23 protein-coding genes are annotated in these 26,462 nt (G+C 72.8%); 14 read left to right on the top strand and 9 right to left on the bottom strand.

Features of this window, described 5'->3' with window-relative positions:
* Positions 1–234 precede the first annotated feature (234 nt).
* Positions 235–1,485 carry a mannosyltransferase family protein gene (locus ACZ5Y0_RS18055; RefSeq protein WP_469129644.1) on the bottom strand — a complete coding sequence of 417 codons (1,251 nt, stop codon included), beginning with the start codon at positions 1,483–1,485 and terminating at the stop codon, positions 235–237.
* Positions 1,486–1,742: 257 nt separating this feature from the next.
* On the opposite strand from ACZ5Y0_RS18055, the gene ACZ5Y0_RS18050 reads away from it, so the two are divergent.
* A complete protein-coding gene (locus tag ACZ5Y0_RS18050) occupies positions 1,743–3,338 on the top strand; it encodes an MFS transporter (protein WP_469129643.1) in 1,596 nt (531 codons plus the stop codon).
* Between the two features lie 182 nt (positions 3,339–3,520).
* A complete protein-coding gene (locus ACZ5Y0_RS18045; protein ID WP_469129642.1) occupies positions 3,521–4,717 on the top strand; it encodes an acyl-CoA dehydrogenase family protein in 1,197 nt (398 codons plus the stop codon).
* 36 nt (positions 4,718–4,753) lie between these two features.
* Here the strand turns inward: ACZ5Y0_RS18045 and ACZ5Y0_RS18040 are convergent, their stop codons facing one another.
* Positions 4,754–5,191, bottom strand: coding sequence for a cell division protein SepF (locus ACZ5Y0_RS18040; protein WP_467520551.1), 438 nt, complete (start codon positions 5,189–5,191; stop codon positions 4,754–4,756).
* A 368-nt stretch (positions 5,192–5,559) separates the two neighbouring features.
* Between ACZ5Y0_RS18040 and ACZ5Y0_RS18035 the strand changes: the two genes are divergently transcribed.
* From ACZ5Y0_RS18035 to ACZ5Y0_RS18005, 7 genes are all read left to right on the top strand, one after another.
* Positions 5,560–6,726, top strand: coding sequence for a DUF5685 family protein (locus ACZ5Y0_RS18035; protein ID WP_469129641.1), 1,167 nt, complete (start codon positions 5,560–5,562; stop codon positions 6,724–6,726).
* A gap of 812 nt (positions 6,727–7,538) precedes the next feature.
* Entirely contained in the window at positions 7,539–7,892 is a 354-nt protein-coding gene (locus ACZ5Y0_RS18030) for a hypothetical protein (RefSeq protein ID WP_469129640.1), read from the top strand.
* On the top strand, positions 7,889–9,652 hold the full coding sequence (locus ACZ5Y0_RS18025; protein ID WP_469129639.1) for an FAD/NAD(P)-binding protein: 1,764 nt from the start codon (positions 7,889–7,891) through the stop codon (positions 9,650–9,652). Before ACZ5Y0_RS18030 ends, ACZ5Y0_RS18025 begins: the two co-directional genes overlap by 4 nt.
* Positions 9,653–9,706: 54 nt before the next feature.
* Complete coding sequence (locus tag ACZ5Y0_RS18020; RefSeq protein WP_469129638.1) at positions 9,707–10,744, top strand: LLM class oxidoreductase; 1,038 nt, start codon at positions 9,707–9,709, stop codon at positions 10,742–10,744.
* A gap of 372 nt (positions 10,745–11,116) precedes the next feature.
* The gene (locus tag ACZ5Y0_RS18015; RefSeq protein WP_469129637.1) at positions 11,117–12,022 is read left to right on the top strand and encodes a S1 family peptidase; all 906 of its coding nucleotides are present in this window, start codon (positions 11,117–11,119) and stop codon (positions 12,020–12,022) included.
* Between the two features lie 827 nt (positions 12,023–12,849).
* Positions 12,850–16,371 (top strand): DNA polymerase III subunit alpha, encoded by a 3,522-nt coding sequence (locus tag ACZ5Y0_RS18010; protein WP_469129636.1) that lies wholly within the window; start codon positions 12,850–12,852, stop codon positions 16,369–16,371.
* Positions 16,368–17,336 (top strand): DNA polymerase Y family protein, encoded by a 969-nt coding sequence (locus ACZ5Y0_RS18005; protein WP_469129635.1) that lies wholly within the window; start codon positions 16,368–16,370, stop codon positions 17,334–17,336. Before ACZ5Y0_RS18010 ends, ACZ5Y0_RS18005 begins: the two co-directional genes overlap by 4 nt.
* 199 nt (positions 17,337–17,535) lie before the next feature.
* On the opposite strand, the gene ACZ5Y0_RS18000 is transcribed toward ACZ5Y0_RS18005, so the two are convergent.
* Positions 17,536–17,910, bottom strand: coding sequence for a cupin domain-containing protein (locus ACZ5Y0_RS18000; protein ID WP_469129634.1), 375 nt, complete (start codon positions 17,908–17,910; stop codon positions 17,536–17,538).
* A gap of 96 nt (positions 17,911–18,006) precedes the next feature.
* Between ACZ5Y0_RS18000 and ACZ5Y0_RS17995 the strand changes: the two genes are divergently transcribed.
* Complete coding sequence (locus ACZ5Y0_RS17995; protein ID WP_469129633.1) at positions 18,007–18,450, top strand: MarR family winged helix-turn-helix transcriptional regulator; 444 nt, start codon at positions 18,007–18,009, stop codon at positions 18,448–18,450.
* Positions 18,451–18,621: 171 nt separating this feature from the next.
* Positions 18,622–19,494, top strand: coding sequence for an esterase/lipase family protein (locus tag ACZ5Y0_RS17990; RefSeq protein ID WP_469129632.1), 873 nt, complete (start codon positions 18,622–18,624; stop codon positions 19,492–19,494).
* A gap of 64 nt (positions 19,495–19,558) precedes the next feature.
* Here ACZ5Y0_RS17990 and ACZ5Y0_RS17985 read toward each other — a convergent pair whose 3' ends face one another.
* The gene (locus ACZ5Y0_RS17985; RefSeq protein ID WP_469129631.1) at positions 19,559–20,665 is read right to left on the bottom strand and encodes a lytic polysaccharide monooxygenase auxiliary activity family 9 protein; all 1,107 of its coding nucleotides are present in this window, start codon (positions 20,663–20,665) and stop codon (positions 19,559–19,561) included.
* 141 nt (positions 20,666–20,806) lie between these two features.
* Here ACZ5Y0_RS17985 and ACZ5Y0_RS17980 point away from each other — a divergent pair, with 141 nt between their 5' ends.
* Positions 20,807–21,268: a GNAT family N-acetyltransferase gene (locus ACZ5Y0_RS17980; RefSeq protein ID WP_469129630.1), complete on the top strand. Its 462-nt coding sequence runs from the start codon at positions 20,807–20,809 to the stop codon at positions 21,266–21,268.
* 18 nt (positions 21,269–21,286) lie between these two features.
* Here the strand turns inward: ACZ5Y0_RS17980 and ACZ5Y0_RS17975 are convergent, their stop codons facing one another.
* Complete coding sequence (locus ACZ5Y0_RS17975) at positions 21,287–21,421, bottom strand: hypothetical protein (protein WP_403835982.1); 135 nt, start codon at positions 21,419–21,421, stop codon at positions 21,287–21,289.
* Positions 21,422–21,558: 137 nt separating this feature from the next.
* Here ACZ5Y0_RS17975 and ACZ5Y0_RS17970 point away from each other — a divergent pair, with 137 nt between their 5' ends.
* Positions 21,559–22,179: a class I SAM-dependent methyltransferase gene (locus ACZ5Y0_RS17970; protein WP_469129629.1), complete on the top strand. Its 621-nt coding sequence runs from the start codon at positions 21,559–21,561 to the stop codon at positions 22,177–22,179.
* 109 nt (positions 22,180–22,288) lie between these two features.
* Here the strand turns inward: ACZ5Y0_RS17970 and ACZ5Y0_RS17965 are convergent, their stop codons facing one another.
* Positions 22,289–22,807: a ribonuclease FAU-1 family protein gene (locus ACZ5Y0_RS17965; protein WP_469129628.1), complete on the bottom strand. Its 519-nt coding sequence runs from the start codon at positions 22,805–22,807 to the stop codon at positions 22,289–22,291.
* Positions 22,788–23,717, bottom strand: a complete 930-nt coding sequence (locus tag ACZ5Y0_RS17960) for a GNAT family N-acetyltransferase (protein WP_469129627.1) — start codon at positions 23,715–23,717, stop codon at positions 22,788–22,790. Before ACZ5Y0_RS17960 ends, ACZ5Y0_RS17965 begins: the two co-directional genes overlap by 20 nt.
* Before the next feature lie 70 nt (positions 23,718–23,787).
* Here ACZ5Y0_RS17960 and ACZ5Y0_RS17955 point away from each other — a divergent pair, with 70 nt between their 5' ends.
* Positions 23,788–24,153 (top strand): GntR family transcriptional regulator, encoded by a 366-nt coding sequence (locus ACZ5Y0_RS17955; protein ID WP_469129626.1) that lies wholly within the window; start codon positions 23,788–23,790, stop codon positions 24,151–24,153.
* A gap of 233 nt (positions 24,154–24,386) precedes the next feature.
* On the opposite strand, the gene ACZ5Y0_RS17950 is transcribed toward ACZ5Y0_RS17955, so the two are convergent.
* The gene (locus tag ACZ5Y0_RS17950) at positions 24,387–25,157 is read right to left on the bottom strand and encodes a DUF72 domain-containing protein (protein ID WP_469129625.1); all 771 of its coding nucleotides are present in this window, start codon (positions 25,155–25,157) and stop codon (positions 24,387–24,389) included.
* A gap of 15 nt (positions 25,158–25,172) precedes the next feature.
* Positions 25,173–26,267 carry a DUF5925 domain-containing protein gene (locus ACZ5Y0_RS17945; RefSeq protein WP_469129624.1) on the bottom strand — a complete coding sequence of 365 codons (1,095 nt, stop codon included), beginning with the start codon at positions 26,265–26,267 and terminating at the stop codon, positions 25,173–25,175.
* Between the last annotated feature and the right edge of the window lie 195 nt (positions 26,268–26,462).

The raw sequence follows: 26,462 nt of genomic DNA, 5'->3' as shown, positions 1-26,462 counted from the left end.
TCGACGTTACAGCGAGTGAGTGCAGTTCCCCGCCGAATCCACGGATTTGTGATGACGATGTGATGTGGGATTGCTCTCAGGAGGGCGCCTATTTCTCCGGAATGAGTAATCGCCGAACACGGTTTCCTTCCATTACTTTGATCATTCCGGGAGGCGATTTTGGCTGACTTATGAATGCGTTCAGCGAATGCATGGCCGCCGTTCCCCGCCCGCTCACCGGACCGCCCGGGCGGATCAGGGCGGACCGGAGCCGTTCAGCCACCACGCGCCGTAGACGGCCGAAGCGACCGCCGCCCCGCCCACGACCAGAGCCGATCGCGAGGGCCGCAGCCGGGCGAGGGCAGGGGCGAGGGGGAACAGCAGCGGAAAGGCGGGCAGCAGCAGACGCGGTTTCGAGCCGAAGTAGCTCGAGGCGCACAGCGCGAGGGCGAGGACGATCCCCGTGTAGACCAGCAGGGGGAGCGGCTGGCGCCCGCGCACACCGGCTACGTACAGCCGGATCAGCAGGGCGACGCCGACGATCAGGGCGAGACCGGCGAAGGCCGAGGGAATCGACGTGAACCTGCCGGCGATGAATCGGGCGAAGGCGTAACCGCCGTCGAATCCGTTGCGCCACCCCGCCTGGACGTCGAGGTAGCCGAGCGGACCCTTCGCGGTGTGGTGGCCGACCCACAGGACGTAGCCGGCGGTGCCCAGGGGGGCGAGGAGAAGACCGAGGGCGCGAGTGGCGATGCTCGCGCCCTCCCCCTCGCCGTCCACGCCCCGAAAGGCGCCCTCGCGCCGGTCGGCCCGCAGTCGAGGGGCGTGCGCATCCGCCCGCGCGCCTCCCTCGGGCGCCGTGCTCCGCTCATGCCCGAACGAGACCACGCCCGCCACCCACACCGCCGCCACCACGGCGAGGCCCACCGGTCGGGTCAGCCCCGCCAGCGACGCCAGCAGACCCGCGGTCACCCAGCGGCCGGTGAGCACCGCGTACAGCGACCAGGCGGCCAGCGCGGTGAACAGCGACTCGCTGTACGCCATCGACTGCACGATCCCGACCGGCAGCACCGCCCACAGCAGGACAGCGCACACCCCGGCCCGTCGCCCGTGAAGGCGATCGGCGACCGCGAAGATCCCCCAGGCCGCGGCGAGCGAGGCGACCAGGGAGACGGCGAAACCGGCGTCGGCGTACGACAGCGGCGTCACGGCCCCGACCAGACGCTCCAACCACGGCAGCAGCGGAAAGAAGGCCAGGTTGGAGTGGACGTCGCCGTTCGGCAGGCGCACCTCGTAGCCGTAGCCCAGCTCCGCGACCCGCGCGTACCACAAGGAGTCCCAGCGGGCCGTCAGCAAGGTGTACGCGCTCTTGTCGCGCGCGGCGCTCCACACGGCGAGGGCGAGCAGCCCCAGGGCGCGCACGGCCGCGTAGCCCAGGAGGGCGGGGGCCGCCCGGCGCAGGGCCGCGGATCCGGGCGGCGCCACCCGGGTGTCGAGATCGGTCACGCGTCGATTATCGGCGGGGCCCGGAAGCGGAGGGTGCGCCGGGGTGCGACGGGCCGTGAGCAGAGTGGCGTACGCCACATGGTTGGCCGGGGACCGTGAGAGGTCCGCCACGTGGACGACGGGCGAACTCGCGTACGCTGCGTGTCACTCGTCGTTCGCTGCGCGGGCCGGAGACCACCGCTTCTCTCCGGCCGAGCCCCGGGGAGTCCCCACCCCGCGAGCCCGCCGGACCCGAGGAAACTCTGGGAGGTACGTTCATGTCCGGGACGACCACGGCCGCCGTTCGGCTGCGCCGTCGGGCGGCCGGGGCCGGTGCCGACCGCTGGGTCGTGCTGGTGGTGCTGTGCGTCAGCCTGCTCCTGGTCGCCGTGGACGCGACCGTGCTGCACGTGGCGGTGCCCGCCGTCACCGAGGACCTCCGGCCCGGCGCGATCGAACTGCTCTGGATCGTCGACACCTATCCCCTGGTCTGCGCCGCGCTGCTGATCCTCTTCGGCACGCTCGGCGACAAGGTCGGTCGCAGAAAGGTGCTGCTGCTCGGTTACGCGCTGTTCGGCGTGGCCTCGGCGATGGCCGCGTTCGCCGGGAGTGCCGAGGTGCTCATCGTCGCGCGGGCGCTGCTCGGCGTGGGCGGCGCGATGATCATGCCCGCGACCCTGTCGATCCTGCGCCAGGTCTTTCCCGACCGGCGGGAGCGGGCGCTCGCCATCGGCATCTGGAGTGCGGTGGCCGCGGTCGGCGCGGCGGTCGGCCCGCTGCTCGGCGGCTTCCTGCTGGAGCACTTCTGGTGGGGTTCGGTCTTCCTCGTCAACATCCCCCTGATGCTGGTCAGTCTGCCGGTCGGGCGACTGCTGCTGCCCGAGTCCAAGGGCACGGGGGAGGGGCCCTGGGACGTCGTGGGCGCGCTGATGGCCGCTGCCGGACTGTTCGGCGCCGTGCTGGGCGTGAAGCGGCTGGGCGGCGGCGAACCGGGTCCGTTGACCCTGGTGCCGCTGGTCCTGGGCGCGCTGCTGATCGCCCTGTTCGTACGGCGCCAGCGGCGGCGCGCGCATCCCCTGGTCGACCTGCGGATGTTCGCGCGGCCCGCGTTCAGTACGGCCGTGGGGTGCATCGTGCTGGCGATGCTGGCGCTGGTGGGTCTGGAACTGATCGCGGCGCAGTACCTCCAGCTGGTGCTGGACCTGTCCCCACTGGAGACGGGGCTGCGGCTGCTGCCGCTGACCTTCGCGGCGATGGCGGCCGGGCTCGCCGGGGCGCGGCTGTTGCGGCGATTCGGGCCACGGCGGATGGTGTGCGCCGGGTTCTGCCTCACGGCCGCCGCGGTCGTCACGCTGACCTCGATGGGCGGGGCGGACAACACGGGGTTGCTGCTGGTCGGGTTCCTGCTCCTGGGATTCGGGCTGGAGACGACGCTGTTCGGGGCGTACGAGTCGATGCTGAGCGAGGCTCCGCCGGAGCAGGCGGGTGGGGCGGCGGCGATCGGCGAGACGTCGTACCAGCTGGGGGCGGGCATCGGGATCGCCCTGCTGGGCAGCGTGATGAACGCGGCCTACGCCCCGGGGCTGTCGTCCGTGCCGGGGGTACCGGCCGCGGCGTCGGCCGCCGCGGGGAACTCGCTGGGCGAGGCCTACGAGGTCGCCGGGCGCCTCGGCGGCCCGGCCGGGGAAGCCCTGCGGCGCACGGCGCGGGACTGTTTCGTGCACGGGCTGCATGTGACGCTGCTGGTGAGCGCGGGGCTGTTGCTGCTGGGCGCGGTGATGGCGCTGCGGCTGCCGCGGGAGATGCAGTGCGAGGCACCCGCGGTGGAACTGCCGTCGCCCCGGGAGGCCGTGCAGTCGCGGGTCTCGGCCTGAGGGTCGTTCCCCTCCCGCCCGCACACCGTCCGTGACCGTCGCCCGACGCCGGTGGGGGTGCCGCGGAGGCGTCGGCTCTCGGCGCATCGTCGGGGTGGGGGCTGGACGGGGTTCGCGGGCCGTCGTAACGTCGGGGGAACCGCGTGACTAGCGGTGCTAGTTTTCAGGTTTCGGAGGGAATCATGTCGTCGTCCTCGGGGTCCGTGCCGCCTCCTTTCGATCCTTCCGACCCGCTCGGGATCGACGATCTCCTGGACGACGAGGACCTCGCCGTACGGGACACCGTGCGGGGCTGGGCCGGCGACCGGGTGCTGCCGTATGTCGCCGAGTGGTACGAGACGGGCGAGCTGCCCCGGATCCGGGAACTGGCCCGCGAGCTGGGCGGGATCGGGGCGCTCGGGATGTCCCTCACGGGATACGGGTGCGCCGGTGCCACCGCCGTGCAGTACGGGCTGGCCTGTCTGGAGCTGGAGGCCGCCGACTCCGGCATCCGCTCGCTCGTCTCCGTCCAGGGCTCCCTCGCCATGTACGCGATCCACCGGTTCGGCAGCGAGGAGCAGAAGCGGACCTGGCTGCCGCGCATGGCCGCCGGTGAGGTCATCGGCTGCTTCGGGCTGACCGAGCCCGACCACGGCTCGGACCCCGCCGGCATGCGGACCCACGCCAAGAAGGACGGCACCGACTGGGTCCTCAACGGGCGCAAGATGTGGATCACCAACGGATCCGTCGCGGGCGTCGCCGTGGTCTGGGCACAGACCGAGGACGGCATCCGGGGCTTCGTCGTGCCCACCGACGCCACCGGGTTCTCCGCGCCCGAGATCAAGCACAAGTGGTCCCTGCGGGCCAGCGTCACGAGCGAACTCGTGCTGGACGACGTACGGCTGCCCGCCGACGCCGTACTGCCGGAGGTCGTCGGACTGAAGGGCCCGCTCAGCTGTCTCTCCCACGCCCGGTACGGGATCGTGTGGGGCGCCATGGGGGCGGCGCGCTCCTGCTTCGAGACGGCCGTCGACTACGCGACGTCGCGCGAGCAGTTCGGACGGCCGATCGGCGGCTTCCAGCTCACCCAGGCCAAACTCGCCGACATGGCGGTGGAACTGCACAAGGGGATCCTGCTCGCCCACCATCTGGGGCGGCGCATGGACGCCGGCCGCCTGCGCCCCGAGCAGGTCAGCTTCGGCAAGCTGAACAACGTACGGGAGGCGATCGAGATCTGCCGTACGGCGCGGACGATCCTCGGGGCCAACGGGATCTCCCTCGAATACCCCGTCATGCGGCACGCGACCAACCTCGAGTCGGTGCTGACCTACGAGGGCACCGTCGAGATGCACCAGCTCGTGCTGGGCAAGGCGCTCACCGGACTCGACGCCTTCCGCTGAGCCCGGGGAGGGGCAGGGCCGGAGAGCGGCCCTGCCTCAGCTCTGGTTGAAGAAGCCGTCCGCGCGGTGCGCGGCCGGGTCGCCGTTGACGATCTCGGTGTTGGCCGGGCTGAGCAGGAACACCCGGGTCGACACCCGCTCGATCGAACCCCGCAGGCCGAAGATCAGCCCGGCCGCGAAGTCGACGACGCGCTTGGCGTCGGCGGCCTCCATGGCCGTGAGGTTCATGATGACCGGGACGCCCTCGCGGAACAGCTCCCCGATCGCCCGTGCGTCCCGGAAGCTGTCCGGGGTCACGGTGCCGATCCGGCGGCCCTTCTCCTCGGCCGTGTCGGTGGCGACCTTCACCCTCGGGTCGGTGACCCAGGCGTCGCCGGCGTCGGTCCCCTCGGAATAGTCGTCGTCGTAGTAACGCTCGTCATCGTTGTCGTCGACGAGGCCAAGCCAGGCACTTGCCTTGCGTACCGATCCCATGGACGCCTCCTCTCACAGCGGTCATTCTTGCTATCCGCATTCCCCATGGTCGTCCATGATGCGGATGTCGCGCCAAGTGGATAGACGCCGCGCGGGGGGTTTGTGACGGTACTGGTGCACAGCGGATCCGTCGAGAGACCGTGTGCCCCAAGGGTCGTGACCTACACGGCTGCTGACTGTGAGTGAAATATGATTCTTCGCGGCGGACGGGTGAGCGGCGGAGCGGATGGGTGAACCGGGCGCGCCGTTCCCGCGTGACAATCAGTCGATACGATGCGGCAGCTCACGGCGGTGTCCACGGCCGCTCGATGTCGTGAGGCTCGGCCGCTCGACGTCGCAGGGATCGACGAAAACCACGGGGGATGGACATGTTCGGGATCGTCAGGCCGTGCCGGCACCGGCTCGGTGAGGGGCTCAAGACCCAGTGGATGGCGCACCTGTGCGGGCTCTGCCTCGCTCTGCGGCGCGACCACGGACAGTTCGCGCGGATCGTCACCAACTACGACGGTCTCCTCGTCTCGGTTCTGACGGAGGCTCAGACAGTACGGGCCGAAAGATCACGGCGTACGGCGGGACCCTGTCCGTTGCGCGGTATGCGCTCCGCGTCCGTGGCCCAGGGCGAGGGGGCTCGGCTCGCGGCGGCCGTCTCGCTGGTGCTGGCCGCCGCCAAGGTGCGTGACCACGTCGCCGACGGGGACGGACTGCTGGCACGCCGTCCGGTCGCCCTGGCCGCCCGCCGCGTGGCCTCGAGCTGGGGACGGGCGGGTGCGCGCGGCGGGTCAGCCGTCGGGTTCGACACGGCCGTCCTGGTGGACGCCGTGGACCGGCAGGTCGGCATCGAGGCGCTCGCCGCCCCCGGCACACCGCTGCTGACCGTCACCGAGCCCACCGAGACGGCCACCGCCGCGGCCTTCGCGCACACCGCGATCCTGGCGGGCCGGCCCGGCAACGCCGAGCCGCTCGCCGAGGCCGGCCGCCTCTTCGGCCGGCTCGCGCATCTCCTCGACGCCGTGGAGGACCGGGAGGCCGACGCCGCGTCGGGTGCCTGGAACCCGCTCACGGCCACCGGCACCTCCCTCACGGAGGCCCGCCGGCTCGCGGACGACGCCGTGCACGGGATAAGGCTGGCGTTGCGCGACGCCGAGTTCACGGACGCCGAACTGGCGCATGTGCTGCTCGTGCACGAGCTGCGCACCTCCGTGGACCGGGCCTTCGGCACCGCCTCGTGCGGACACGCGCACGCGCCGGAGCAGTACGGGCCGCCACCGGGCAACCCCTACGCCCCGTCGAATCCCGGCAGCCCGCCGCCCCCGCCGCCCCGCGACCGGCGCGGCCTCGTCGCCGGATGCCTGGTGTGGTCGGGTCTCGCCTGCACGTGCCAGATGTGCTGCGGCACCTACGAGGACCCGTGGACCCGGGAGCCCAAGGAGGGCCTGTGCCAGCGCTGCGACTGCGGCGACTGCTGCGACGGCTGTGACTGCTGCGGGAAGTGCTGCGACGGCTGTTGTTGCGACGGCTGCGGCTGCGACTGCTGAGCCGGCCCTTGCGCGGTCAGGTCTTCGCTTCGGGCGGGGAGACCCGCGACTTCTCGATCGCCGAGTCCGTCGTGCCCCATGTCTCGACGCTCCTGGCGTAGGCGGCCGTCGGCGATGAGCTTGTCGACGGCCGCCTGGCAGGCGGGGACGGCTTCGTGCCCTGTCGACGGCGAAGCCGACGTCGAGGCGGTGGAACGCGAGGAACGTCTCGCCGTCCTGGCGGGCGACGCGGTGGCGCAGTCCGTCGGTGGTGGCGCGGTCCGGGCGGTGTCGCCCGGACCGGTGCCGTCCGAACCGGGGCCGCGGGCGGTGACCGGCGGGACCGCCGACGTGATGAGGGCGGACGAGGTCGTGGACGCGCCCTCGGCAGGGCGTGGACGTACGCGTCGTGTGCGGTCTCCAGGACAGCGGACTTCAGGAAAGCGGAAAGAGGGGAGGAAGGCGCGAGCCGAGGGGAGGGGCGCGGGGTGAAGGCAGGGCTGGGGGAGGGGGAACGCGAAAGGGGTGCCCTGGAGTCAGGGCACGCAGGGGGTCAGCTCAACAGGAAGAGGACCACACTCGACCGAAGTCGATGTGGGAGCGCGTGACCAGCCACTGCTGTGGATGCATGGGCCAAGTGGAACAGGCATCCGGTGGCGCGTCAACTGACGTGAGACGTACGGCTCACAGTGTGGACGGCCTTGACAGCGACGGGAAGCGCCGCCGTACTCTCGGTCGGCGGCCCTGCTGAGGGGCTCGGCCGCACTGCGCCGCGCGGCGCATCGGTGTGAAGGCACCCACCCGTGTTCGACACGAAGTCACGGAGCCTTCGCATGTCTTCCGGCACCCTCGCCCAAGTCTCCGCCGCACCGGACACACCGGAGCACGCGGACACCCTGAGGATCGTCCCCCGCCGCCGCGTCGACCAGCGGACGGCCGCCGTCACCGTCGCCGTCCTGATCGGCCTCGCCGTCAACTCCGTCCCCCGCGACGAGGCGTCGCGGCGGCACGTCGTCGCGGACCACTCCACCTCCCACCCCGTGCCGCGCGGGCTGTGGCTCGCCTACCCGGTGATCCCACTGCTGATGGTGGCCACCGTCCGGTGCACGGTCGTCACCTCCGTGCTCGGCATCGGCCGGTACCACGGGGAGAAGCACCACGCGCGCGGTTCGGAGCGCACCCGATGAGACACTCCCTGGTGATCGTCGGCGCCGGACCGCGGGGTACCGGTCTCATCGAGCGCATCGCCGCCAACGTGCCCGAGCTGTACGACGGCCTCGGCCTGGACATCCATCTCGTCGACCCGCATCCGCCGGGCGCCGGACGCATCTGGCGGGCCGCGCAGTCACCGCTGCTGTGGATGAACTCGCACGCCGAGGACGTCACCATGTTCACCGACGACACCGTGGACATGGCCGGACCCGTCCGTGAGGGGCCCACCCTGCACGAGTGGGCCGGCATCGACGGCCGCACCTTCGCCGACCGGCAGCTCCAGGGTGGCTACCTGCGCTGGGTACACGAGCGGGCGGTCGCCGCGCTGCCCCCGTCCGTCACCGTCCACCACCACCCGCGCCGCGCCCTGCGGGTCAGCGGGCCGCGCACGGCCCGCCAGCAGGTGTGGCTGGAGGGCCGTCCCCGGCCGCTCCTCGCCGACCTCGTCGTCCTCGCCCTCGGCCATCTCGACGCCGAACCCGACCGCGAACAGCGGGCGTTGACCGCGTACGCGGGCGAGCACGGCCTGCTCCACCTGCCGCCGGACTTCACCGCCGACAGTGACCTCTCCGCGCTCCGGTCCGGCGAACCCGTGCTCGTCCGCGGCTTCGGCCTAGCCTTCGTCGACCTGATGGTGCTGCTCACCGAGGGCCGCGGCGGCCGGTACGAGGGCGACACCTACGTCCCCTCGGGTCGGGAACCGGTGCTGTACGTCGGCTCGCGGCGCGGAGTGCCGTACCACGCGAAGATCGGGTACGACTGGAGCGGGGAGCGGCCGCCGCTGCCGAGGTTCCTCGGGCCCGCCGAGACCGCTGAACTGCTCGCCCGGCCGCACGGGTTCGACTTCCGGCGGGACGTATGGCCGCTGGTGGAGAAGGAGCTGGGGTTCGCCCACTACCACCGGCTGTTCACGGCCCACGCCGAGCGCACGGCGATGGCCTGGACCGACTTCGAGGAGAAGTACGCCGCCGCCGGGGACACCGCCGAGCGGGAGACCCTCGTGGCGGCCGCCGTGCCCGATCCGGGCGACCGGCTCGACCTGACAGTGCTCGACCGGCCGCTGGCCGGGGTGCGCTACGGGTCCGCCGAGGACTTCCAGAAGGGGCTGCGCGAGTACGTCGAGGCCGACCTGAACCGCCGCCACGACCCGTCCCGCAGCCCTGACCTGGCGGTCTTCCTCGGGCTCCTGTCCGTCTACGGGCAGCTCGCAAGGCTCGGGGACATCGGGCCCCGGTGGCACGGCTTCTTCAGCTACCTGGCCTCCGGCCCACCCGGACCCCGGCTGCGGCAACTGCTCGCACTGTCCCGGGCGGGGGTGCTGCGCTTCGTCGGCGCCGACATGGCCGTACGCGCCGAGGGCGGGGTGTTCCGGGCGTCGAGTCCGACCGTGCCGGGGTTCACGGTCGAGGCGCGGGCGCTGGTCGAGGCCCGGCTGCCCGAGCCGACGGTCCGGCGCTCCCGCGACCCGCTGCTGCGCGAACTGCACGAGGAGGGCGTCGCCGAGACCCCGGACGGGCTGCTGCGGGTGGACCGCCTCGACGGGCGGATCCTGACCCGCGACGGTGCGCCGCATCCCCGGCGCTTCGCGCTCGGGCCGCACACCGACGGGCGGACGCCGGGCGCGTTCACCCGGCCGCGCACGGGCGGGCCCGCGTTCCGGCAGAACGACGCCACCGCGCGGGCCGCACTGGTCTTCCTGCGCGACCTCGGCCGGTGCGCCGAGGAGGTCTTGTGAGCCGGGGTCACGCGTGCCGGGGAAGTGCGCGTGCCGGGGAAGGGGAGTGTGCCGATGACGTCATCAACCGGGCGGGGCCTGCCGCATCTGGCCGCCGCCGTCGACCAGCCGGGGGTGTACGACGTCGGCTCCTACGTCGAGCTGATCCGGCTCGCCGAGCGCGGCGGGCTCGACTTCGTCACCCTGGGCGACACCTTCGCTGGGGCTGGGGCTGGGGCTGGGCCGGGTGCCGGGGTGGGTGCCGAAGTCGGGGCTGGGGCTGGAGGTGGGGTCGAAGGCGGGGTAGGGGGTGGAGTGGGACCTGGGGCCGGAACCGGATCCGGGCCCGGGCCCGGGCCCGTTCTCGAAGCCGGGCCCGGACTTGACGCGGTGGCCGTGCTGTCGTGGGCGGCGCCCGCCACCCACCGAGTCGGCCTGGTGCCCACGGTCACCGTCCCGCGCGTGGGGCGGCCCCTCCCTGGCGAGGCCGCCGTCGCCGCCCTGGACCGGGTCAGCCGGGGCCGGGCGGGCTGGTGGACCGACGTGTCCAGCGACGAGAAGCGCCGGCGCGCCGGCCTCGCCGGCTTCTCCCCGCAGGGGCACCCCGTGCGCGTGGCCGACGTCGGCGCCGGCGTCGGCCACGCCCGCCGTACCGTCGCTCGGCACGCCGACGTCGTACTGGCGCGAGTGACGAGTCGCGCACAGGCCCGGTCGGTGCGTGAGCGACTGCGGTCCGCGGCGGCGGAGTTCGGCCGGGAGCCGGATTCCCTGCGGGTCCTGGCGGCGCTGCTGATCGACCTCGGCGACGGTGAGCGCGCCGCGGAGCCCGGCCATGGTGGGGGCGGTCCCCGGCGGAGCGCGCGCGGGCCGCTCTACCGGGGCGGTCCCGTCGACCTCGCCGATCTGGTCGCCTCCTGGCACCAGGACGGTGCCGTCGACGGCTTCCACCTCACCCCCGTCGAACCGCGTCGGGATCTGGAGCGGCTGGTCAACGGCACGGTGGCGCTCCTCCAACACCGGGGTCTGTTCCGCACCTTCTATCCGGGAAGCACCCTCCGGGAGCACCTGGGTCTGGGCGGGCCGGTCGGGCAGTACGCACGAGGGCCCAGGTGACGTCCCGGAGGGGCGACTTCCGGACATCCGGGGCCTGGGTGGCCGAAGGTGCGGGGGTGGTCCTCGCGGCGCCGGCTGCGGGGCGTCGACGGCGGTCCCTGCGAGCCGAGTTGGTCTGTACCGAGGTGATTGACGACCGTACGGAGAGTCCCGCGCCACGCAGGCCACCAGTGCCCGACCAGCGCGGGTGATTCAAAGCTTGACGGCCGAAAGGCACCCTTGCGCCGACCGGCCGTTCGGCCGAATACTCCCCCTCAGCGCTTGTCAGGGGCATGGTTTGTTCGGAATCCGGACATCGATATGGTCCCTGACTGCGCCTCACGGGCCCCGACCCCACGCGGGCCCCCGATTTCCCCTGGGAGGGAACGAAACGTGAGGATCAAGCGCACCACCCCCACCAGCGGCATCACGAGACGCACCCGGCTGATCGCCGTCTCCACCGGCCTCGTGGCCGCCGCCGCCATCGCCATCCCCCACGCGAACGCCGCGGACTCCACCCCCTTCAGCGCCGCCGAACTCAAGAGCGCCGGCAACTCGGTGCTCAAGGCCGACGTCCCGGGCACCGCCTGGGCGGTCGACAGCAAGACCAACAGGCTCGTCGTCACCGTCGACAGCACGGTGTCCCAGGCCGAGATCGCGAAGATCAAGGAGCAGGCCGGCGGTAACGCCGACGCCCTGACGATCAAGCGCACCGAGGGCAAGTTCCAGAAGTACATCCAGGGCGGCGACGCCATCTATGCGAGTAGCTGGCGCTGCTCCCTCGGCTTCAACGTCCGTGACAGCGCGGGCAACTACTACTTCCTCACCGCCGGTCACTGCACCGACGGGGCGGGCACGTGGTGGTCCAACTCGTCCCACACCACGACGCTCGGCACCACGGCGGGCTCCAGCTTCCCGACGAACGACTACGGAATCGTCCGGTACACCAACACCTCGATCGCCAAGGCGGGCACCGCGGGCGGTGTGGACATCACCCGCGCGGCGAACCCGACCGTGGGCACCACCGTCTACCGTGACGGCTCGACCACCGGCACCCACAGCGGACGGGTCACCGCGCTCAACGCGACCGTCAACTACGGCGGCGGCGACATCGTCTACGGCATGATCCAGACCAACGTCTGCGCCGAGGGCGGCGACTCCGGCGGCTCGCTCTACGGCAGCAACGGCGTGGCCTATGGTCTGACCTCCGGCGGCAGCGGCAACTGCAGCTCCGGCGGCACGACGTTCTTCCAGCCCGTGGTGGAGGCGCTGAACGCGTACGGCGTCAGCGTGTTCTAGCTCGGAGCGTCCCAGGAATGAGCCCCCGCACGCGATCGGCGTGCGGGGGCTCACTCCTGCCCCGATGACGCGCGTGCTCCGCTCGATCCGTGCAGGCCGGTGGATATTTGCGTCCGAACCGCCTGAGCCTCCCCGCGGGTTCACAGGCTCCGCCTCCGAGGCGGCCTCGTGGTGGTGAAGAGGTGAGGGGCGCGCCGTCCTGACCCTGTGCGCGTCCCCGCGACAGACAGCGGCGGCTTCCTCTTCTCGGGCCGCACGCGCTCGGCCTCACTCCGGTGGCAGCGGCGACTGCGCCTCGGGCGGGGAGACGTTCTTCCAGCCGGTGACGGAGGCGTTGGCGGTGACGGAGGCGTTGGCGGGCGCCCGGATCGGCTGACGCCCCCCGCCGCCACCCCCTGCCCCGGCCGCCCCCCTGGCCCCCTGCCCCCGGCCACCACTCCCGGCCCCCTGCCGCCCCCCTGGCCCCCTGCCCCCGGCCACCACTCCCGGCCCCCGGCCGCCCCCCTGGCCCCCTGCCCCCGGCCACCACTCCCGGCCCCCGGCCGCCCCCCTGGCTCCCCGCCCCGGCCGCCACCCCCGGCCCGACGGCGAGTCCGTCCTCCGCGGTCGAGAAGTCCCGCCCCTGCGTGAGGCGGGGCGTCCGCGTTTGCGCAGGTGGGAGGTGGGCGGGAGGTGAGAGGGAGGCCGTCGGAGGCGTGTCGTACATACGTTCGGGATTTGGTCTATGGTGGGGTGAGAGAGTTGGGAACAGATGTTCGAGAGCCTGTTTCCGGGCCTGTGGCCCGGACCCGGCGGGCTCGTCGGACTCGTGAGTGCGGGAGGTGCGTATGCCGGGTTTCACGCATCTGCACACCGTCTCCGGGTTCTCCCTGCGGTATGGCGCATCCCACCCGGAGCGGCTCGCCGAGCGCGCCTCCGAGCGGGGCATGGACGCTCTCGCCCTCACCGACCGCGACACCCTCGCCGGGGCGGTCCGCTTCGCCAAGGCTTGCGCCAAGGCAGGCGTACGTCCGCTGTTCGGGGTGGACCTGGCGGTGGCGGCCCCCGACCCGGTGCGCGAGGAGAGGCGCCGCACCCCGGTGCGGGGAGGTGCCTTCGTCGACGAGTCGACACCCCGTGTCACCTTCCTCGCCCGGGACGGCGCCCAGGGCTGGGCGGACCTGTGCCGACTCGTCACCGCCGCCCACACGGCGCCGGACACACCCCTGCTGACCTGGGAAGACAATCATGGAGACGGTCTGACCGTGCTGCTCGGGCCCGGCTCCGACGTCGGCCGCGCCCTCGCCGCCGGCCGGCCGGACCGCGCGGCCGGGCTCCTCGTCCCCTGGCGGGAGGCCTACGGCGACGCCCTGCGCCTGGAGGCGGTCTGGCACGGCCGGACGGGCACCGGACCCGGCTCCCTGCGCCTTGCCGCCCGTACCGTCGGATTCGCCGCCGAACAGCGGATCCGCCCGGTGCTCAGCAACGGTGTCCGGTACGCCGACCCCGGCCAGGGCCCGGTCGCCGACGTTCTGGACGCCGCCCGTCGGCTGGTGCCCATCGACCCGGACAAGGAGCTGGACTCCGGTGAGGCCTGGCTGAAGGACGCGGACGCCATGCTGCGGGCCGCCGAGCGGATCGTGGAGGCCGCGGGCTTCCGGCGGGACACCGCACACCGGCTGCTGGAACAGACCCGGGCGACGGCGGCCGAGTGTCTGGTAGACCCGGAGGACGACCTGGGCATCGGCACCGTCCACTTCCCCGAACCGCACCTGGTGGGCGCCGGCCGCCGTACCGCCCAGCGGACGCTGGCCTCGCGGGCGGTGGCGGGGATGGTCCGGCGGGGATACGCCGGCCGGCGCGACTACTGGGAGCGGATGCACCACGAGCTGGACATCATCGCCCACCACGGCTTCGCGTCCTACTTCCTGACGGTCGCTCAGGTGGTGCACGACGTACGGGACATGGGCATCCGGGTCGCCGCACGCGGCTCCGGCGCCGGCTCGCTGGTCAACCACCTCCTGGGGATCGCCCACGCCGATCCGGTCGAGCACGGGCTGCTGATGGAACGCTTCCTGTCCAAGGAGCGGGTGGTACTGCCCGACATCGACATCGACGTGGAGTCCGCGCGACGGCTGGAGGTCTACCGCGCGATCATCGGCCGGTTCGGCACCGAGCGGGTCGCGACGGTCGCGATGCCGGAGACGTACCGGGTCCGCCACGCGATCCGGGACGTCGGCGCGGCCCTGTCCATGGACCCCGCCGAGATCGACCGCGTCGCCAAGTCCTTCCCGCACATCCGGGCGCGGGACGCCCGCGCGGCCCTCGCCGAGCTGCCCGAGTTGAAGCCGCTCGCGGCGGAGCGGGAGAAGTACGGGAAGCTGTGGGAGCTGGTCGAAGCCCTCGACGCCCTTCCGCGCGGAGTGGCCATGCACCCCTGCGGGGTCCTGCTCTCCGACGCCTCCCTCCTCTCCCGGACGCCGGTCATGCCGACCAGCGGCGAGGGGTTCCCGATGGCGCAGTTCGACAAGGACGACGTCGAGGATCTCGGGCTGCTCAAGCTGGACGTGCTCGGGGTGCGGATGCAGTCGGCGATGGCGCATGCGGTCACGGAGGTGGAGCGCGCGACAGGGGAGCGGATCGACCTGGACGCGGTGGCCCCCGGTGACCCGGCGACATACCGGCTGATCCGTTCCACCGAGACGCTGGGCTGCTTCCAGATCGAGTCGCCGGGGCAGCGCGATCTGGTCGGGCGGCTCCAGCCGGCCACTTTCCACGACCTGGTCGTCGACATCTCGCTGTTCCGGCCGGGACCGGTCGCCGCCGACATGGTGCGGCCGTTCATCGAGGCGCGGCACGGCCGGGCGCCCGTCCGCTATCCGCACCCGGACCTGGCGGAGCCGCTGAAGGGGACGTACGGGGTCGTCGTGTTCCACGAGCAGATCATCGACATCGTAGCGATCATGACCGGCTGTGGGCGCGGCGAGGCCGACCGGATCCGGCGCGGGCTGTCCGACCCGGAGTCGCAAGGGCGGATCAAGGTGTGGTTCGGGCAGCGGGCGGCGGCGAACGGCTATGACGCGGAGACGATTCGGCGGACCTGGGAGATCGTCGAGGCCTTCGGCTCCTACGGCTTCTGCAAGGCGCACGCGGTCGCCTTCGCCGTGCCGACGTACCAGTCGGCCTGGTTGAAGGCGCACCACCCGGCCGCCTTCTACGCCGGACTGCTCACGCACGACCCCGGGATGTACCCGAAGCGGCTGCTGCTGGCGGACGCGCGGCGGCGGGGGGTGCCGATCCTGCCGTTGGACGTGAACCGGTCGGGTGTCGCCCACCGTATCGAACTGGTGTCTGAATCACCGTCGGCTGTCTGGGGGCTGCGGCTCGCCCTCTCCGATGTGCACGGCATCAGCGAGGCCGAGGCGAGGCGGATCGCGGACGGACAGCCGTACGCCTCGCTGCTCGACTTCTGGGAACGGGCCCGGCCCAGCCGTCCGCTCGCCCAGCGGCTGGCCCAGGTCGGCGCGTTGGACGCCTTCGGCGCCAACCGGCGTGATCTGCAACTGCACCTGACCGAACTGCACCGGGGTTCGCGGAGCGGCGGCGGTGGCCAACTCCCCCTGGCGGGAGGCCGCAGGACCGCCCCCGCCGGACTGCCCGACCTCTCCTCGGCGGAGCGGCTCAGCGCCGAGCTGGGAGTGCTGTCCATGGACGCCTCACACCATCTGATGGACGACCACCGGGAGTTCCTGAGTGAGCTGGGCGTGGTGTCGGCGCGGCAGCTGCGCGAGACGCGGCACGGCGAGACGGTGCTGGTCGCGGGCACCAAGGCGGCCACTCAGACCCCGCCGATCCGATCCGGCAAGCGGGTCATCTTCTCCACCCTGGACGACGGCACCGGACTGGTCGACCTCGCCTTCTTCGACGACTCCCACGACGCCTGCGCCCACACCGTCTTCCACTCCTGGCTGCTGTTGGTGCGCGGAGTGGTGCAGCGGCGCGGGCCGCGCAGCCTCAGCGTGGTGGGCGCCGCCGCCTGGAACCTCGCCGAACTCGTCGAACTCCGCGCCGGAGGAGGCCTCGACGAGGTCGCGGCCCGGCTGGCCGGTCCGGTCGGCCCCGGCTCCCCGCCCGGCGGCGGCGACGGCGACCGCGACGGCGACCGCGACGGGCCGACGCGCAGGCGGCTCGCCGGCTCGGACGGGCTGCCCGCGCCGGCCGGCTCCGCGGCCCAGGACGCGATGGAGCGCCGGCGCGTCCGCATGCCCACGGGGTACGAGATGCACCCCTGGGCCGATCTGCGCCCCGCGGGTGAGGGCCCCGCGGTGGGAAGGAAGTTGTGGCACCAGAGTCCGGGGAGTGCGGGATGACCATCCTCTGCGTACGTTTCCAGCTGCCTCCGATGTACGAGGCCGCCCTGCCGGGGCTGCTCGGCCTCCTGGAGGAGTTCACCCCCGTCGTCGAGGCGCTGCCACCGGACAGGGCACTGGCCGATCTGCGGGGCGCCGAAAGGTACTTCGGGCGCAGCGCGGTCGAGCTGGCGTCGGTGATCCGGGTGCGGTCGCTCGCCCTGCACGGGGTCGACTGCGCGATCGGCTCCGGGCCGGGCCCGATGCTGGCCCGCATGGCGCTGCGCGACGCCCGGCCGGGGGTGACCTGTGCCGTGACCGAGGACGGGGCACGGGAGTTCCTCGCCGGGAAGCCCGTCGCCGCGCTCCCCGGTGTGGGCACCGCCACCGCCCGCACTCTGTGCGAGTACGGCCTCGACACCCTCGGTCGGGTCGCCGCCGCGCCGCTCTCCACCCTCCAGCGGCTGGTCGGCGCGAAGACGGGCCGCGAACTCCACGAGAAGGCGAACGGCGTCGACCGGGGCCGGGTCGTCCCGAACGCCGTCTCCCGCTCCCTCGCGGCGGAACGCCCCTTCGGCCGCGACGAGGTGGACCCCCGCCGGCACCGCAGGGCGCTGCTGTCGGCCGCCGAGGAGCTGGGATCCCGGCTGCGGGCCGTGGAGAAGGTCTGCCGTTCCCTGACCCTCACCGTCCGCTACGCCGACCGCTCCGCCACCACCCGCAGCCGCACCCTCGGGGAGCCGACCGCACACTCGGCGGACCTGACGAGGACCGCGTACGCCCTGTACGAGGCACTCGGCCTCCAGCGTGCCCGCGTCCGCGCGATCGCCCTGCGCGCCGAGGGCCTCACTCCCGCCGAACAGGCCTCCCACCAGCTCACCTTCGACCCGGTCGACGAGAAGGCCCGCCGCATCGAGGAGGTCGCCGACCGCGCGCGGGCGAAGTTCGGGCCGAGGGCGGTGATGCCGGGGGCGCTGGCGGCGTGAGAGCTCCAGGCGGCGGAATGCCGTGCCGGTCCTCGGGGGGGGTGACCCCCGCCCCGTGTTCGGCGCCCGGGACGCGTGGATCAGCTGGACCGGCCACGAGGAGCCGTACCGGAGGACCGCCCGCGACGCCGAGGGCGCAACCGGGTGGGGGTGGGGTGTCCGCCGGAGCTGGACCGCTCCGAGCCGTTCGACGCCGGGATCAGTTCGCCCACGGGGGAGTGATCAGGGTTCCGTCGGACAGTTCCGCCGTCAGTCCGACGGAGGTGGTGACCCAGGTGATGGCGGTGTGATCCGTCGGGTTCTCGACACGCAGGGTCGATCCGGCGTTGACGATCACGGTGTCGCCCGCGCCGATCCGCTCGGTACGGCCGTCGAGCGTGAGGGCCAGCTCGCCGACGAGGACGTGGAGGATCTCCTCCCGGCTGACGGTGTGCGCGGGAGCCTTCGTCCCCGGCGGGATCTCGCCCCGCCATGCGGCCAGTTCCTTGCTGCCGGTGCCGGGGGTGGCGTACGAGACGAAGCGGGCGCCGTGGATCTCGTGGGTCACGGCGTCGGAGGAGCGGACGAACGGCATGGGTGCCTCCCGAGCTTTTGGTCAAGCTGCTTGACTGGTTGGTAGGATTATAGTCAAGCAGCTTGACCAAAAAGTCAAGGATGTTTCAATGCGGGCGTGCAGAACTCCGAAGCCCTTGCCCTGTCCGCCGCCCTCCTCGCCGCGGCCGGCGACCTCACGCAACGCATCAACGACGGCGTGGTGGCCCGCGGGTTCGAGGGGCGGCCCGCCTACGGCTTCGCCTTCGCGCGCCTCGCCCCGGACGGGGCGACCGTCACCGAGCTGGCCGCGCACCTGGGGGTGACCAAGCAGGCGGCCAGTCAGCTCGTCGAGGAGCTGGTCCGCAAGGGGTATGCCGAGCGGCGTCCGCATCCCGTGGACGCGCGGGCCCGGCTGGTCGTCCTCACCGAGCGCGGCTGGGAGTGCACCCATGCCGCGGAGGAGGCCGCGGCCGAAGCCGTACGAGCATGGGTGGCGATCCTCGGCGAGGGCGAAGTGCGCGTGCTGTACGACCGTTTGGCGCGCATCGCTCCCCACGGTCCGCTGCGACCCGCCTGGTGACCTGGCGTCAGGCGCCCTGGCCGTCGCCGCCGGCACCGGAAGTTTTTACCGACGCGTAACTTCACACTTCACCTACTCGCCCGTAACTTGACGAGTGAACAGCATCCTCGTGATCCGGATCACCAGGCGTAAGGCCGTCGAACCTCCCTTGAGCCGCGAGGAGATCACGCGATGCTGCCCTGGAAGCGCCTGCTCGGACCGCTCACCGCCCTGCTGCTGGCGATCGCGGTCACCGCCGTCCCCGCCGCCACCGCCGCGACCGCCGCTCCCACCACCGTCCCGGGCGGGGGAGGCTGGAACGACTACACCTGCAAGCCCTCCGCCGCGCACCCCCGCCCCGTCGTGCTCGTCCACGGCACCCTCGGCAACTCCGTCGACAACTGGCTCGGCCTCGCGCCGTACCTGGAGCACCGCGGATACTGCGTCTTCTCCCTCGACTACGGTCAACTGCCGGGCGTGCCGTTCTTCCACGGCCTCGGCCCCATCGACAAGTCGGCGGAACAACTGTCCGCCCACGTCGACAAAGTGCTCGCCGCGACCGGTGCCGCCAGGGCCGACCTCGTCGGCCACTCCCAGGGCGGCATGATGCCCCGCTACTACCTCAAGTTCCTCGGCGGAGCCGCCAAGGTGAACGCCCTCGTCGGCATCGCCCCCAACAACCACGGCACCACCCTCGGCGGGCTCACCAACCTGCTGCCCTTCTTCCCCGGCGCCGAGGACCTCCTCACCGCAGCCACCCCCGGCCTCGCCCAGCAGATCGTCGGCTCCGACTTCATGACGAAACTGAACGAGGGCGGCGACACCGTCCCCGGCGTCCGCTACACGGTCATCGCCACCCGCTACGACGAGGTGGTGACGCCGCACCGGACGCAGTTCCTGAGCGGGGCGAACGTGAGGAACATCCTCATCCAGGACCTCTGCCCGCTCGACCTGTCCGAGCACGCGCTGCTCGGACTGACCGACCGGATCGCCTTCCACGAGGTGGCCAACGCGCTCGACCCGACCCACGCCACCCCCACCACCTGCGCGTCCGTCTTCAGCTGACAGAGGCGGTCCCGCCGGGGCCTGTCCGGCCTGAGCCGCCGGTCAGGCCCCGGAGTCCGCCGGTTCAGCGACCGCCCCGGCCACCGCCCACCGCGCGCCGCCGCGCCGACGCGAACAGCACGCCCGCCCCCAGCGCCAGTACGGCCGCTCCGCCGACCGCCAGGTACGGCGTGCCGCCGTCGCCGCCGGTCTCCGCGAGGCTCTCACCGACCCCGTCCGCCTTGGGCTCGTCGGTCTCGGCGGCAGGCTCGGGCGACGGTGCCGTCGTGGTGGCGGGGTCGTCGTCGCCGTGGCCGTGGTGCTCGATCGTCGACTTGTCGGCACCGTCCTCGATCTGCTCCTCGGACGGCGCGGACGCCGACGGCACGGACGGCGCCGGCGCGGAGCCACCGGTCGAACCGCTCGTGGAACCGGTTGGGGTGCCGTCCGCCGAACCGCCCGTGGCACCGGTTGGGGTGCCGTCCGCGGAACCGCCCGTGGCACCGGTTGGGGTGCCGTCCGCGGAACCGCTTGCCGCACCGCTTGTCGGAGCGCCCTGCGTCCCGCCGAAGGTGACGTCCGAGCAGGAGTAGAACGCCTCCGGGCTGTCCGAGCGCTGCCACACCGCGTACAGCACATGCCGCCCCGAACGCTCGGGCAGCGAGCCGGAGAACGTGTAGAAGCCGCCTGCCGCGACCGGGTCGGTGGCCGTCGCCACCGGATGCTCCAGATCCAGGTCGGCCCAGGCCAGCGGCCGCGCCGGGTCGTAACCTGCCCGGGTGACGTACACCGTGAAGGTGCCCTTGTGCGGCGCGGTCACCCGGTACTTGAACGTGTACGACCCGCCGCGCACACTCGTCGCCGGCCAGTCCGCGCGAGCCAGGTCGAGGCCCTTGAACTCGGCGTTGTTCGCGCTGCACAGCTTGCCGTCCGGGATCAGCTCCCGGTGCCGGCCGCCGGCGTCGCCGATGCGGATGCCGTTCCAGTCGTACAGCGCCTGCGTCCCGCCTGCCGCGACCGCGGCCCCGCAGGCGTCCGACCTCGGGCTCTCGGGGCCTTCCGCGTAGCACTGCGCGACGCGGCTGACCGGATCGCCCATCGAGCCGTGCGCGGCCGCGGGACTCACGGACAGCGCTGTCAGGGCCAGCGGGGCCAGGCCCAGGGCGGCGACGGCCTTGCGGCGTGCGGGCATGGGGGATCTCCTCGGAACCGGTGCTGATGCGTGCCGGAACCAAGAAACCCCGGAATCGCCCGCCGGGGACCGCCGTGCGCGATCTTTAGGGTCCCCTTAAGGACCTCCTGAGGCGGAGATCAGGTAGGTAGCGTGCACGGCATGACCAGCGACGAGATCCGGCCCGCGACACAGGCCGACGTGCCGGCCGTGAAGACCGTGACCGATGCCGCGTACCGGCACTACATCGAGCGCATCGGCGTCGTGCCGCAGCCCATGGAGGCGGACCACGCGGCGAACGTGAGGGCCGGGAAGGTCTTCGTCACCGGAGAACCCGTCATCGGCCTGGTCGTGGTCGAGGAGTTCCGGGAGAGGCCGGGCGGCCATCTGCTGCTCGACAGCATCGCCGTGCACCCCGACGCCCACGGCACGGGCGTCGGGCGGCGGTTGCTGCACTTCGTCGACGCACACGCGCGTGCGCTCGGCCTGTCCGAGGTCAGGCTCTACACGAACGCGCTGATGTGGGAGAACCAGCGGATCTACCCCAGGTACGGCTACGACGTCGTGGAACGCCGGGTCGACGGACCCTACGACCGCATCCACTACCGCAAGCGGCTCGACTGAGGCGGGCAGCAGCGGGTCTCACCCGTCCGGCCACCAGGTGCGCGCGATGTCCTTGCGCACCTCGGGACGGCCGGCAGGACGCTCGTCGGCCTCCTCACGGATCCTGCGGGATTCCGTCTTCTTCAAAGGCTTCTGCACGGTCGTACGGCGCATGGCTGCCTCCTTCGGGGCCCACCGAGTTCCGCGTTCACGGAGGCCGACCCGTTCCGGGAGAATTCCCCGTCGCCACCCGTTCTGTCAGTGGCGGTTGTCACGATTCGGTTGTCAGTGGTGGGTGTCACTCTTGGGGCATGGCAAACCACGGGGACGGGAAATCTTCGGCGCGTGTCGACTGGGACGCGCGGGCCGCGACCTTCGACGAGGAACCGGACCACGGGCTGCGGGACCCCGACGTCCGTGGCGCCTGGGCCGACCGGCTGCGCGACTGGCTTCCGGGCCGGCCGGGCGAGCTGCTGGACCTCGGCTGCGGCACCGGCAGCCTGTCGCTCCTCGCCGCCGAGCGCGGACACCGCGTCACGGGTGTCGACCTCTCCCCGGCCATGATCGACCGGGCCCGAGCCAAACTCGCCGGACGTGACGCCGTGTTCCTGGTCGGTGACGCCGCGGCACCGCCCGTCGGTGAGGAGCGCTTCGACACCGTGCTCGTACGGCATGTCCTGTGGGCACTGCCCGACCCGGGCCGCGCCCTGCGGCACTGGCGCGACCTGGTACGCCCCGGCGGGCGGCTCGTGCTGGTCGAGGGCGTGTGGGGCACCGTCAGCCCCGTCGGCATACCGGCGGACCGGCTCACCGCCCTGCTGACCCCGCTCACCGCCCACGCGCGCGTGGAACGGCTGTCGGACGACCCGCGGCTGTGGGGGAGAGCGGTGGAGGACGAGCGGTACGCGGTGGTGGCGGACGTGCCGTCCTAGGACGGGTTTCGAGGTCCCGCCCGCCCGGCGACGCCTGGCACGCGCGCCCCCCGCGTTGCCGGGGTCGCACACACCGGACGCCACGGGCCCGCCCTGCGGGCGGACGACGCTACTTTCGGAACGCGCCCCAGCCGGCCGGCTCCCCGAACCGGTCGCCGCGGGCCAGTGCCTCCAGCTCGTCGAGCGCCGTCATCGCGGCGGCCGCCGCCCCCGGGTCCCGCTCGGCCAGCCCGCTCTCCGCGAACTCGTCCTCGTCCAGCCGACGTACGTCACTGCCGTCGGCGGAGCGCCACAGGTCCAGGTCGAGGTCCTCGACGACCAGCTCGGTGCCGGTGAGGGTCGCCGGGCGGGTGATGTCGCAGTACCAGCCCTTCAGCGTGCCGGACGCGCCGCGGACCTCCTTCACGGAGTACCAGCGGTCCCGCCAGTAGTACTCCGTGAAGACGTCACCCGGCTCGAACCGCACGAAACCGAAGTCCCGTACGCCCTCGCCCGCCCAGGGGGCCCGGACGGTGATCCTCGTTCCGTCGTCGGAGAGCAGCTCGGCGGGATAACGGATCTTCGTCCGCCCGCCCTTGACGAGGACGACGTCCACGAGCCGGGCGGGGTCAGTCGAGCTCACGGGCATGGCGCACCTCTGTCGCACAGATCTCGTAGCCGAACCACTTGTTGACCGCGAGCATCGGGCCGTTGCCCGTGTCGTTGCCGGTGAAAGCCTCCCGGTACCCCGCGGCGCGGGCGCGGTGCAGGGAAACGTTCTTGGCGAGTTTGGCCAGGCCCCGGCCGCGATGGGCGCGGGCAGTGCCCGTCATGCCGGTGGTGTAGCGGGTGGCGCCGTCCGTTCGGGCCGCGGTGAACGCGGCGGGCCGGCCGTCGACGACGGCGACCGTGGTCAGGCCGAGGTCGAGCAGCGGATGCCGCCAGGTCTCCTCGAGCCAGGCCTCGTAGTCGGTGAACTCGGCGCCGACGTCGCCCGGTTCGTCCGCGGTCGTCTCGGCGTCCAGCTCGAACATCGGGCGGGGGTCGTCGGCGAAGTCGGCGGCGGTGCGCAGTTCGACGTCGGGCGGGGGGTCCAGGAGCGGCGGCAGCGTGCCGTTCGCCAGGTCCAGGCGGAGGAAGTGCGCGGAACGGCTCGCCCGGTAGCCGCGCCGCTCGGCGAAGCCGCGGTTGTCCGGTTCGTCCAGGACCCAGGCGAACAGCCGCCTCGCCCCCTGCGCCGCCAGATGTTCCTCGCCCACGCGGGCCAGCAGCGATCCGGCACCCCGGCGCCGGTGCCCCGGGTGCACGTACACGTTGACGGAGCCCTGGCCGGGCTCGGGGCTGTCGTGGGCGAGGCCCACCTGGGCCGTGCCGACGATCTCACCGTCCGCCTCGGCCAGCAGCTGCCGGAAACGGGCGTCGGGATGGCTGCGGGTGAGGTCGTGGATCACGGAGTCCGGGGTGGACACCATGAACGGCAGGGCGGCCCGCCGTACCCGGACGAAGCCCTCGACGTCCGCCGGAACCCCGGGACGCAGGTCGCGCACGATGACGGTCATGCGGCGCACGCTATGCGTCCGGACTGCCGGGACGCCTCCCATTTTCCCGCGGGTGCGGGACAATCGGGCCGTGACCTTGAAGATCGACATCGTTGAGGGCGTCGCGCCGTACGAGCAGGTGAGGGCGCAGATCGCGGAACAGGCACGGTCGGGGGCGCTGCCCGTGGGCCACCGGCTGCCCACCGTGCGGGGCCTGGCCGAGTCGCTGGGCCTGGCGGCGAACACGGTCGCCAAGGCCTACCGGGCGCTGGAGACGGACGGTGTGATCGAGACCCGCGGTCGCAACGGCACGTTCGTCGCCGCCGCGGGCTCTGCGGCGGAGCGCGAACTCGCCACCGCCGCGCAGGCCTACGCGGAGCGGGCCCGTCGGCTGGGCCTGGGCGAGCAGGAGGCCCTGGCGGCGGTCCGCGACGCCCTGCGGGCAGCCAACGCCTGAGAGACGCGACCCCGTCCCCGTCCGGCTCACCGCCGGGCGCCCACGCTGCCCTGAGCGCACCCGGCACCGGGCACCCGCGCCGCCCGCGGCTGCCCGGCGCCGGGCGCCCGCGTTGCCCGAAGCGCGCCCGGCGCCGGACGCCCGCGTTGCCACGAGCCGACGGGGCAACGGACGCGGACGTCCCAGGGGCGGTCGGCACGGCAGGCGCGCGCGTTGCCGCGGGGGTCCCGCCCTCAGCCCGTCGTCGTCGCGGCGAGCGCTCGCGTCGGTCGCAGTTCCGCCCGTTCCGCGAGTCTTCCGAACAGCACCGCGTTCTCCACCGCCGCGCCGCCGGGGTCGTTGTTGAAGTACGCGTACACGTCCGCGCCGGCCGGCCAGGTCGTGGCGATGCGGTCGATCCATGTCTCCAGCGCGCGCCGGCCGTAGTGCGGCCACGGGTGGGCGCGACCCTGGTGGAAGCGGACGTAGCCCCAGGCGGTGGTCCGCCACAGCGGGGTCACCGGGCGGGACCGGACGTCGGCCCAGCACAGGGCCGCGCCCCTGCGCTCCAGGACCGTGCGGACCTCGGACGTCCACCAGGAGTCGTGGCGGGGTTCGACCGCGACACGGGTGCCGGACGGGAAGCAGGCCAGGCAGGTGTCCAGCAGGTCCGGGTCGGCGCGCAGGGTCGGAGGCAGCTGGAGGAGGACCGGGCCGAGACGGTCGCCGAGTCCGGCCGCGTGGGTCATCAGGCGCCGCACCGGCTCCTCGGGGTCCCGCAGCCGCTTGATGTGCGTGAGGTAGCGGCTCGCCTTGACCGCGACGACGAAGTCCGGCGGGACCCGCTCGGCCCAGGACGCGAAGGTCTGTCGGGAGGGCAGCCGGTAGAACGCGTTGTTGACCTCGACGGTGGCGAAGTGCGCCGTGTACTGCTCCAGCCACCGCCGCACGGGCACGTCGGCCGCGTACAGGACGCCCTTCCAGTCCTTGTACTGCCACCCCGACGTGCCGACGAAGAGGGTCATGAATCCATCAAAGCACTACAGGTACAGTCCCGCGTCGACCCCGCCGCGGGGCTCCGGCAGCGAGGTCGGGGAGATGCCCCGGCGCAGTGCGTACAGCTCGGCGAGGGTCGCGCCGTCGCGGCCGACACCCTCCTCTGTGCCGAGCCAGTCCACCGCCTCCCGGCGGGTCAGTGGGCCGACCTCGATCCGGGCCAGGCAGCGGCCGGGCCGCACGACCGCCGGGTGCAGCCGCTCCAGATCCTCGTTGGTGGTCACTCCGACCAGCACGTTGCGCCCCTGGCCGAGCAGGCCGTCGGTGAGGTTGAGCAGCCGGGAGAGGGCCTGGCCGGCCGTGTGCTTGGCCTCACCGCGGATCAGCTCGTCGCAGTCCTCCAGCAGGAGCAGCCGCCAGCGGCCCTTGCCGGGGCCGTCCTCCTCGCCGATGGCGATGTCCATCAGATAGCCGACGTCGGAGAACAGGCGCTCGGGGTCGAGGACGCAGTCGACCTGGCACCAGTCCCGCCAGGAGCGGGCCAGGGTGCGCAGTGCGGACGTCTTGCCGGTGCCGGGCGGGCCGTGCAGCAGGAGCAGCCGGCCGGCGATGTGGTCGGGGGTCGTCCCCATCAGGTGGTCCAACGCCTCGGCGACGGGAGCCGTGTAGTTCGGGCGGATCTCGTCCCAGGTGCCCGCGGAGATCTGGCGGGTGGTGCGGTGCGGGCCGCGCCGCGGGGAGACGTACCAGAAGCCCATGGTCACGTTCTCCGGCTGGGGCTCCGGTTCGTCCGCCGCGCCGTCGGTCGCCTCGTTGAGCACCTTCGCGGCGAGTTCGGCGCTGGTCGCGGTGACGGTGACGTCCGCGCCGCGGTTCCAGCGGGAGACCAGCAGCGTCCAGCCGTCGCCCTCGGCGAGGGTGGCGCTGCGGTCGTCGTCGCGGGCGACGCGCAGCACGCGCGCGTGGGGCGGCACCAGGTCGGCGCCGGAGCGGACGCGGTCGATGTTCACCGCGTGGGAGTACGGCTGCTCGCCCGTCGCGAAGCGGCCGAGGAACAGCGCGTCGACGACATCGGACGGGGAGTCGGAGTCGTCGACGTTGAGCCGCATCGGCAGGGCGTCGTGTGGGTGCGCGGACATGTCCGCCATGATCCGGCACGGGCGGCCCGTGTGCACCCGGTTTCCGCACTGCGCGCCGGTGTGTCGGATCTGTCCGGTGGGCCCGGTGCGCCGGGGGACGAGGCCGAGACCCGTTCGGCCCGGCCGCCGCAAGGACCGGGTGGCGGGTGGAACATGGGCGTGCGTCCCGGTTGGGGGTCTGTTCGCCCCGGCCTC

The sequence above is a fragment of the Streptomyces sp. NPDC033216 genome (assembly GCF_055577115.1).
The sequence above is the reverse complement of the archived record's forward strand: the minus strand, read 5'-3'. Positions and strand labels throughout refer to the sequence as shown.